4 protein-coding genes are annotated in these 8254 nt (G+C 45.6%); 2 read left to right on the plus strand and 2 right to left on the minus strand.

Going from position 1 to position 8254, the window contains the following annotated elements; translation table 11 throughout:
• Nucleotides 1-35 precede the first annotated feature (35 nt).
• Together QVA83_RS14810 and QVA83_RS14815 are read left to right on the plus strand one after the other, a co-directional pair.
• On the plus strand, nucleotides 36-2981 hold the full coding sequence (locus QVA83_RS14810) for a TonB-dependent receptor (RefSeq protein ID WP_156078963.1): 2946 nt from the start codon (nucleotides 36-38) through the stop codon (nucleotides 2979-2981).
• Nucleotides 2982-3117: 136 nt separating this feature from the next.
• Nucleotides 3118-5001: a GGDEF domain-containing protein gene (locus QVA83_RS14815; RefSeq protein WP_156078964.1), complete on the plus strand. Its 1884-nt coding sequence runs from the start codon at nucleotides 3118-3120 to the stop codon at nucleotides 4999-5001.
• A 133-nt stretch (nucleotides 5002-5134) separates the two neighbouring features.
• Here the strand turns inward: QVA83_RS14815 and nhaC are convergent, their stop codons facing one another.
• Nucleotides 5135-6622: a Na+/H+ antiporter NhaC gene (gene nhaC / locus QVA83_RS14820; RefSeq protein WP_287498631.1), complete on the minus strand. Its 1488-nt coding sequence runs from the start codon at nucleotides 6620-6622 to the stop codon at nucleotides 5135-5137.
• 232 nt (nucleotides 6623-6854) lie between these two features.
• Nucleotides 6855-8254, minus strand: a 1400-nt coding sequence (locus QVA83_RS14825; protein WP_287498632.1) for a putative glycoside hydrolase, incomplete at its 5' end; no start/stop codon positions are given.

An 8254-nucleotide genomic window follows, 5' to 3' on the forward strand; every position in this document is an offset into this window, starting at 1 on the left:
GCAGTGACCAATTGATAAGAATTAGTAGGGCAATTATGAAAAACACACCATTTAAAAAGACCCAGCTTGCCACATCAATGGCTTTGTTGATGGGCTCTACCCTAGCTCTTCCCTCTTACGCACAAGAATCAGAAGCGGTAACACCGGCAGAGGGCGAAGTTGAAGTTATTCAAGTAAGCGGTATTCGCGGCAGTATGATCCGCTCTATGGATTTGAAACGCAGCTCAAGCGGCGTAGTAGATGCCATATCCGCTGAAGAACTAGGTAAATTTCCTGATACCAACCTGGCTGAGGCACTTCAACGCATTACAGGTGTAAGTATTAGTCGTTCAAACGGTGAAGGTAGTGAAATTACCGTTCGTGGTTTTGGTCCTGAGTTCAACCTAATTACCCTGAACGGTAGACAAATGCCGGGGACGGGCTTTACCCGTTCCTTCAATTTAGCCAACCTTTCTTCTGAAGGTGTAAACACGCTTGAGCTTCAGAAGACCGCCCGTGCAGAAAATCCCAGCGGGGGACTAGGTGCAACGGTAAACATTATTACCATGAAGCCGTTGGCGCAATCAGGACAAAATGCCACGTTTTCAGTGAAAGGTATTTACGACTCGTCTAACGAAGCGGGTGATGACGTAACCCCTGAAATTGCTGGTGTCTACAGCAACACGTTTGCCGATGACATGTTTGGATTTGGTCTGTCATTCTCTCATCAAGAACGTGACTTTCAACAACAAGCGGCTAATATTCAAGGCTGGCAGCTTCAAGAAAACGCTGCACTACCTGACTTAGACCCTGAAAATGTGGTTGATAACCGCACCAATATTACCGACGCTGCGTTCTTCCCTAAAGACATGAACTACAGCATTACTGACGTTCAGCGTGAGCGTTCAAACGCCCAAATTACTTTCCAATTTCGCCCAGTTGACGATTTTACGGCAACGATAGATTACACTGCAACACGCGCCACTACTGGCACCAACACAGTGGGATGGGGTATTTGGAATAACTTTGGCGCTAATATTAATGCGTACGAATTAGACGAAAATGGTACAGCAGTCTATGCCGATATTAGTGGCGACGACGGCTCGTTTACTGCCAGTCGCGAAACCACGCGAGTTGACGCGCGTTCAATTGGTGTAAACCTAGACTGGGTAGTGTCTGACGATTGGCATTTCCGTCTGGATTACCACGATTCTTACAACGAGATTGATAACGGTTATGACAAAGGTTTGGGTAGCTCTGGCCAAATTATACTGGGCTCAAACCAGCTTGAGTCAAAAGTTTACGACTACAGAGCAGGCGAGATTCCACAAGTTTATGTGAACTGGAACAACGGTACGAATGAAATCTTACCTAGTGAAATTGACTCTAACTTCAGCCAATTCATTTACTCACCAGGTCGCTCTGATATTGAGCAGCTGCAGCTTGACGGCACGTGGTATAACTCAGCTTTCGACATTCCACTGGTTAAAATTGACTTTGGTTACGCCCGAACAGAACAAGCATTGACGGGTTTTGAAGCGTGGAGCGGACTACGCGGCGGCCCGGGTTTTAGTCCATCTTTCACAGAAATTTTCCCAGACAGCATGTTTATTCGCAATGACACATCAGGCTTCCTAGACGCCTTTGACGGTGGCGGCGCAGGCATGAATCCGGGTTACTATTACACCTATGATTTTGACGAAGCCATTGCCCGTCAACTCGCTTTCATTACTGGTGATGTCGTTGGCGAGAGTAACGCTTACTCTATCGACCCTTACTTCAGCGGTGCGCCTTCTGTCAGTAACGTAGAGGAAATTACCGACTCTATTTATGTTCAGTCAGAGTGGGACTTCGAGGTCGGTGATTATTACGTGCAAATAAATGCTGGTGTACGCTACGAAGAAACAGAAGTGCCAAGCTCTGCGGAGGTTCGTGTACCTGTGCAGGTAAATTGGGTCGCAGCTTCTGAGTGGATCACGCAGTTTGAAGACGAGCTACAGGTGCAAGACTTTACAGGCGAATATGACATTTTATTACCCATGTTCGACGTAAAAGTAGATGTGACGGATGACATTGTTGCGCGTTTCTCTTGGGGTAAATCAATTACCAGAGCGCCGATTGGCTTGCTACAAGGTGGCTTGGCATTCAGTGGAAGTCCTAAAATTGGCGCGAGAACCGCATCGGCGGGTAACACCAGCTTGCTACCGTTCGAGTCAACTAACTTAGACCTTTCATTTGAGTGGTACTACGACGAGTCGAGCATGCTTGCCGTGGGTTTATTCAGAAAGTCGGTTGAAAACTACATTACAACCACAGGTCAAGATCAGCAGTTCGAAGGTTTACGTGACATCTATCAGGGTCCTCGCTGGAACGAAGCCGTGACCGCATTAACGGCAGCTGGTGAGCAAGCCACCGATAGCGCTATCTATAATTACTTTATTGATAACGGCTATGCTGACGAAAACGGTGTGGTAACCCCTAATGCGGACGACCCGTTAATTACCTGGCGTACCACACAGCCTGGTAATTCCAGCGATTCAAAAACGGTTGAAGGTATTGAGCTAGCTATACAGCACACGTTTGGCGACACTGGTTTTGGTTTCGGCGCCAACGCAACGTTAGTTGACGGTGACGTTGAATACGATCCTTACAACCTGAACGAGCAAGACCCGCTAGTAGGTATCAGTGACTCGGCCAACTTCCAAGTGTTTTATGAGAAAGAAGGCCTTTCTGTAAAAGTGACCTATGCATGGCGCTCAGACTATGTTGTGGGTATTGGCCAAGCACAAGGTTCTTCAGATAACCCAGCAACTCAGTTCGACACCTTTGGTCAAGTTGATGCCAGCATCAACTATGATGTGAATGAGCACCTAACTGTCTTCCTAGAAGGCGTAAACATTAACGACGAAACAGAGCGTGGCTACGGCCGATTCGAAGAGCAATTCTTATTTGCTCGTCAGTACGGACCTCGCTACACGCTTGGCGCTAGATATACTTTCTAAGTTGATAGAGCAATAATACTAAGGGCCTTTTCAGGCCCTTTTTTGTTTTAGCACGCTAGAATTATCAAACATTTCTTCCAATATTTGATAACCTCACTGGACAAGCTCAGGTACGAGTAATAAAAGAAGAAAGCGAGTGAAGTATAAGAAGTGTATTAGCGTACTAGTGCTATTTTTGTTGGGAATAAACAATACCTTCGCATCTGACGATGACAGATATTTCCAAGCGTATTCCCAAATTATAGGCAGTAAACCCGACAGTGAAGAAGAGTTAACGGCATTAGTCTCTGACTCTGATGTCTTATCTGAACAGTCATCTCTTGCATCTGTTTACATTGCTTTACTGCAATCTATGCTTGATCATCCCACGGGATTCGAAGAGTACAAACTTGCCCCGAAAGACCACTTAAAAGATATAAAGCGTTCACACCCAGCGTTGTATTTCAGACACAACATTCTGTCAGCTTATAACCTCGCCATTCAGGAAAAGTGGCGTTTAGCCCATAGCACTATTGACGAAGTAATAGCGTTTGCTAACGACAACGATCCTGAGCTTTACTTTGACGCTATTGCGACTAAATCCATTTTTCTAGCGAGAATGGGACTAATAAGAGCATCCCTAAACTCAGGCGCGAAAGTGTTAGGCGAACTGCCTTCATTAACCGAAAAACGCTTCTTTGGAGACGGTGCTATAGAAAACATGGAGCTTGAGATAGGGCTCAATATGTCTTACTTAGGGGAGAATAAGCGTGCTTTAGAATTGTGTTCTCGTGCAGAGACCTTTTTTTATACTAGGCCTTTGTCTAGCCCCCATCGGTATTACCAAATTGCCCTAGACTGCCAACGAAGAAGCCTCGAGAACTTAGGTCGAATAGATGAGGCTTTCGACATGCTCGAAAAATACACCGAATACGCTACATCCATTGAGGACTGGAATACCTACACCTATGGACTAGTTTTAAAAATTGAAAATTTCTATGCTCTGGGAAAAGTAAAAGAGGCACATGAATTAATTGAAAAAACTAAGAGTTTCATATCCTTACTACCAACCTCATACGATACTAATACTTATCAAATTTCTCGGTTCAAAGCACTAGTAGAACAGAGTGAGTTTGAAAGGGCTAACGCGTTGTCAGCTTTAATTATCGACAACTTGAGTGACGAGTACAGCTCACCCGATTTACATTGGGCACAATTCAAATCTATTCAGTCTTCTCTTTTCGAGCAGCTGGGGAACAAAGAGGCTGCCATTTCAGCATTGCGAGATAGTAAGAACTTTTATCAATCTCTTTACTATCAAACTGACGACAGAAAAGAACTGTTTAGCGACTATTATGAAAGTGCGTTAGCTGAGCGAAAACTACAACTCTTAAAACAACAGCACGAATCATCTCAACTGGAACTTGCAAATAGCAACAGAATGAATCTAATTCTTACTGCTGGGGCGCTGACTTTATTAGGACTTTTAGCCCTCATTAGCTATCTATATGCTGTCCAGCGAAGGTTGAAAAGAGAACAGGAAACATTAGCGACCGTAGATACGCTCACAGGCGTTCGTAATAGAAGAAGTTTACTCGGCGCAGTGCAGTTAGAGCTAAATGAAGCAAAGGCGTATAAAAACGACTTATCTTTAGTGTTAATCGATTTAGATAACTTCAAAGAAATCAATGACAACTATGGCCATGAGTGTGGGGACGATTTACTCAAAGCCTTTTGTGAACACGTTTCCAAGTCGATTAGAAAAACAGATACATTTGGACGTTATGGTGGAGAGGAGTTCATTCTGTGCCTTCCTAACACGTCGGCTGCCGAGGCTAAAAAAGTTGTTAGCTCTATCCTTGATAGTTATCGAAAAGTGCGTATTACGCCAAATATCAGCGCACAAACCTTTTCTGCTGGCATTGCGCAGTATCAAACAGGGATTGAAACATCGAATCTCATTAAGCAGTGTGACGAAGCGCTTTATGTCGCTAAAAGGTTTGGTAGGAATAGAGTTTGTATTTTCAGTCAGGATGACTAAGAAAACCAAAGAATTGAACGCCAATAAGTCGAGCGTACTACAGTATTAGAGTCATCAGACTTTAACACTGTAGTAACTAATTTTAGCTACGGTCACTTGCGCGTTTCAAGCGACTGTTTTCGCTTATCCAACATTACTCGGTAACGGGCGTTCCGTCCTTATTAAATTTCGCTATTTCGGCCCCAGAAGACTCCCATTCTTCCTTTTCAACTTTAGTGGCTTTGGGTGAGAACCAGCCAACGTAGGCGTAAAATATCCCTATTAGGGGCGCCGTCCAACAAGCAAAGGCAAGAGGGATGTACAGCAGGTTTTCTAAGTTTGCGCCAGAAATACCCAGGCCAAGAGCAGATATCACAAACGCACCACCGGCATTCCAAGGGATGAGCGGAGACATTAACGTGCCCCCTTCTTCAATGCCACGGGACAGGTTAAGCGTGGAATAACCCATGCCTCTATAAACGGGTGAATACATTCTTCCCGGCAAGGCTACCGACAAGTACGGGTCGCCAGCCACCAGATTAGTAGAAAACGCCGTACCAACCGCTGCTATCTGTGTACCAGCAAAGGTTTTCGCTTTGCTCTTTATTGCATTGATAATGCTTCTTAGACAGCCTGTCGTTTCTAACGCTCCACCGAAACCAAGCGCAATCAATACCAATGAAATAGTCCACATCATTGACTGAACGCCGCCGCGATTAAGCAAACTATCTATTTCAACAATATTGGTTTGGATGGCATATCCGTTATTTGCATAATCGAAAACGGCTTGCAAACTCTGCCCTTGCATAAATATGGCGAAAGCTCCTCCCACAACCGCTCCTGCAAATAACGCAGGAAGGGGTGGAATTTTCTTTAAGGCCAACCCCATAACAACAAGCGCTGGCAATAACGCCCACCCCGTAACGGTAAAGTTATCTTCTAATGCACTGGTGATACCTGCAATTTTTGCAAATGAGACGCTCTGAGCATCGATAACGAAGAAGCCGACGCCAAGGTAAATCAGAAATGCGAGCACCATGGCAGGGATTGTCGTTGCCATCATATTCTTGATATGTGAAAACACGTCGGTACCTGTAACCGCTGGAGCAAGGTTTGTGGTATCCGACAGCGGCGATACCTTGTCTCCGAAAAAGGCGCCTGAAACTACTGCTCCCGCCGTCCAGTACATGGGGATATCGAATCCTTCACCGATACCCATTAATGCTAAACCAACGGTGCCTACGCTGCCCCAACTTGTGCCTAAAGAAACTGAAACGACTGCACAGATAACCATACCCGCGGCCAGAAAAATTTGGGGAGACAGGGTCTTTAACCCGTAGTAAATAATGGTGGGTACCGTACCGCTGGCTATCCAAATACCTATGATCATCCCTACAACAATAAGTACACTTACCGACGGCAACGCAACATGGATAACTTTAAAGATTCCTGCCCGCACTTCTTCCCACGTTAGACCAAGATAAGTACCAACAAAACTTGTTAATGCTATGCCAATGGCAAGCGGTATATGAGGCTCAAACACGCCGAAGTAAAATATCTGGGTGCCGAGGATTAAAAGCGTCAATACAACAGGTGTTAACGCAAGTAAGAGACTTGGTGTTTCACGCTGTTCATCTGTCATTTTACTACCCTGTAATTTTCCCGAATGACAAGAATGAATGCAGGACGGAAACACGTCTTATCTACTTTCATCTCACCAACGATTGTTGTTTATATTACAGGTTGGCTACGGGATGAACTGCATAATAGATCGATAAACGGAAGGCTCAAGGTCGGTGCAAACAAAAAAAAGCCGCCAGTTTTTGAGGTTGGCGGCGTTGTTTTTTCTAGTAGCGTTGAGAGCTACTTACTGTTTAGTTTTGGCAACTTATACTCGCCGATTTGTCAGCCTCAGGGGTAAACTGAATATCTGCCACACTCAAGCTAGCCTTCCCTGAACTTCCCAGCTCAAACGGCACAACAAGGCCGGTAAAATCGATACCTTCATTAACAAAGCACTGTAGGTCAATACTTATGTTTGTCCATGTGTCAGCTGGCATTGCCTTTAGCTGCTCGCTAATATCAATTTGAGTTGAACAGCTGCCCGCTGCGTCTCCCTCGCCTTCACAGTTCATGCCTACGGTTACAGGTGCATTTATGTCTGAGTGACGACTAACGTTAAAGCTTAAGGCACCATGCGTAAGTAGTTGCGCACTTAAATCTTCACGGAAGAAGCTCTTGCTTGCAAAACGCATAGCGGCGAACTCGGTGCCATCGAAAGTGATTTTACGCGCATCTTCCTGCACTTCCTTATCAACCGTACGATAAGTAATGGCTCCAACAGTATGCGTGCTTGCGTTCACTGCCAGAGAATCATCACCAGAGTAGAGCCATAATACCCAAGGTGCCTCAACCGAGCCCTTTAGAATTTCCATCGGCTTGTTGCTGTCAGTACTCACCTTAATTTCAGTATTTAGCGTATCGCTTAGAACATTGTCATCGCTGTACGTTAAGCCGAAGCCATAAGGCAGCAAAGGTTCATAGGTTTCATCGCCCTTGTTAACGATCTGCTGAGGCTCTGACGGCCACGAGAAAGACAGCTTGCCTTTAAAGTCCTGCTCACCAAACAAAACGTCTGCCACCGCTGCACCTTCAGAGCCAGGAAGCCAAGCTGCAACAAATGCATCAGATGCATTAAGCTCTGCGTTAACCCACATCGGTCGGCCGCTGATAAACACCGACACCACCGGAATGCCCTGAGATTTCAAGTTTTCTAGCAACGCTAGATCTGTCTTGCTCCCGTGTTGATAAATTAAGGTTTCTCTATCGCCATGACCCTCGGCATAAGGCTCTTCACCGAACACCACTATGGCGACATCAGGTTTAGTTTCAAAGCTACCGTCAACCGATAGCTGTACGTTACCACCAGCATTGTCTACATGCGCTTTAATGCCGTCATAAATAGAGCTGCCGCCGGGGAAGTCATCGTTGGTATTATTTGTGCCTTGCCACGTAATACTCCAACCACCTGATTGCTTGCCGATGTTATCCGCACCATCGCCCGCTACCAATATGCGTTTGCTTGCAGAAATCGGGAGGGTTTTATTTTTATTTTTCAGCAGTACCAGAGACTCGCGCACCGCTTGCGCCGCCACTTCTCTATGCTCTGCCTTGCCAATAAGCGAACGGTCGCCAGATAACAGGCGGTTTGCCGGGCTTGGCTTTTCGAAAAGTCCAGCGCGTACTTTCACTCGAAGAATTCGGCGTACCGCAT

The sequence above is a fragment of the Alteromonas sp. AO-Serp genome (genome assembly GCF_017849675.1).
Taxonomy (GTDB): domain Bacteria; phylum Pseudomonadota; class Gammaproteobacteria; order Enterobacterales; family Alteromonadaceae; genus Alteromonas; species Alteromonas macleodii.

Excerpts from the sequence above, each read along its gene's own strand:
- QVA83_RS14810 (WP_156078963.1), top strand. The coding sequence starts at position 36 with ATGAAAAACACACCATTTAAAAAGACCCAGCTTGCCACATCAATGGCT.
- nhaC (WP_287498631.1), bottom strand. The coding sequence starts at position 6,622 with ATGACAGATGAACAGCGTGAAACACCAAGTCTCTTACTTGCGTTAACA.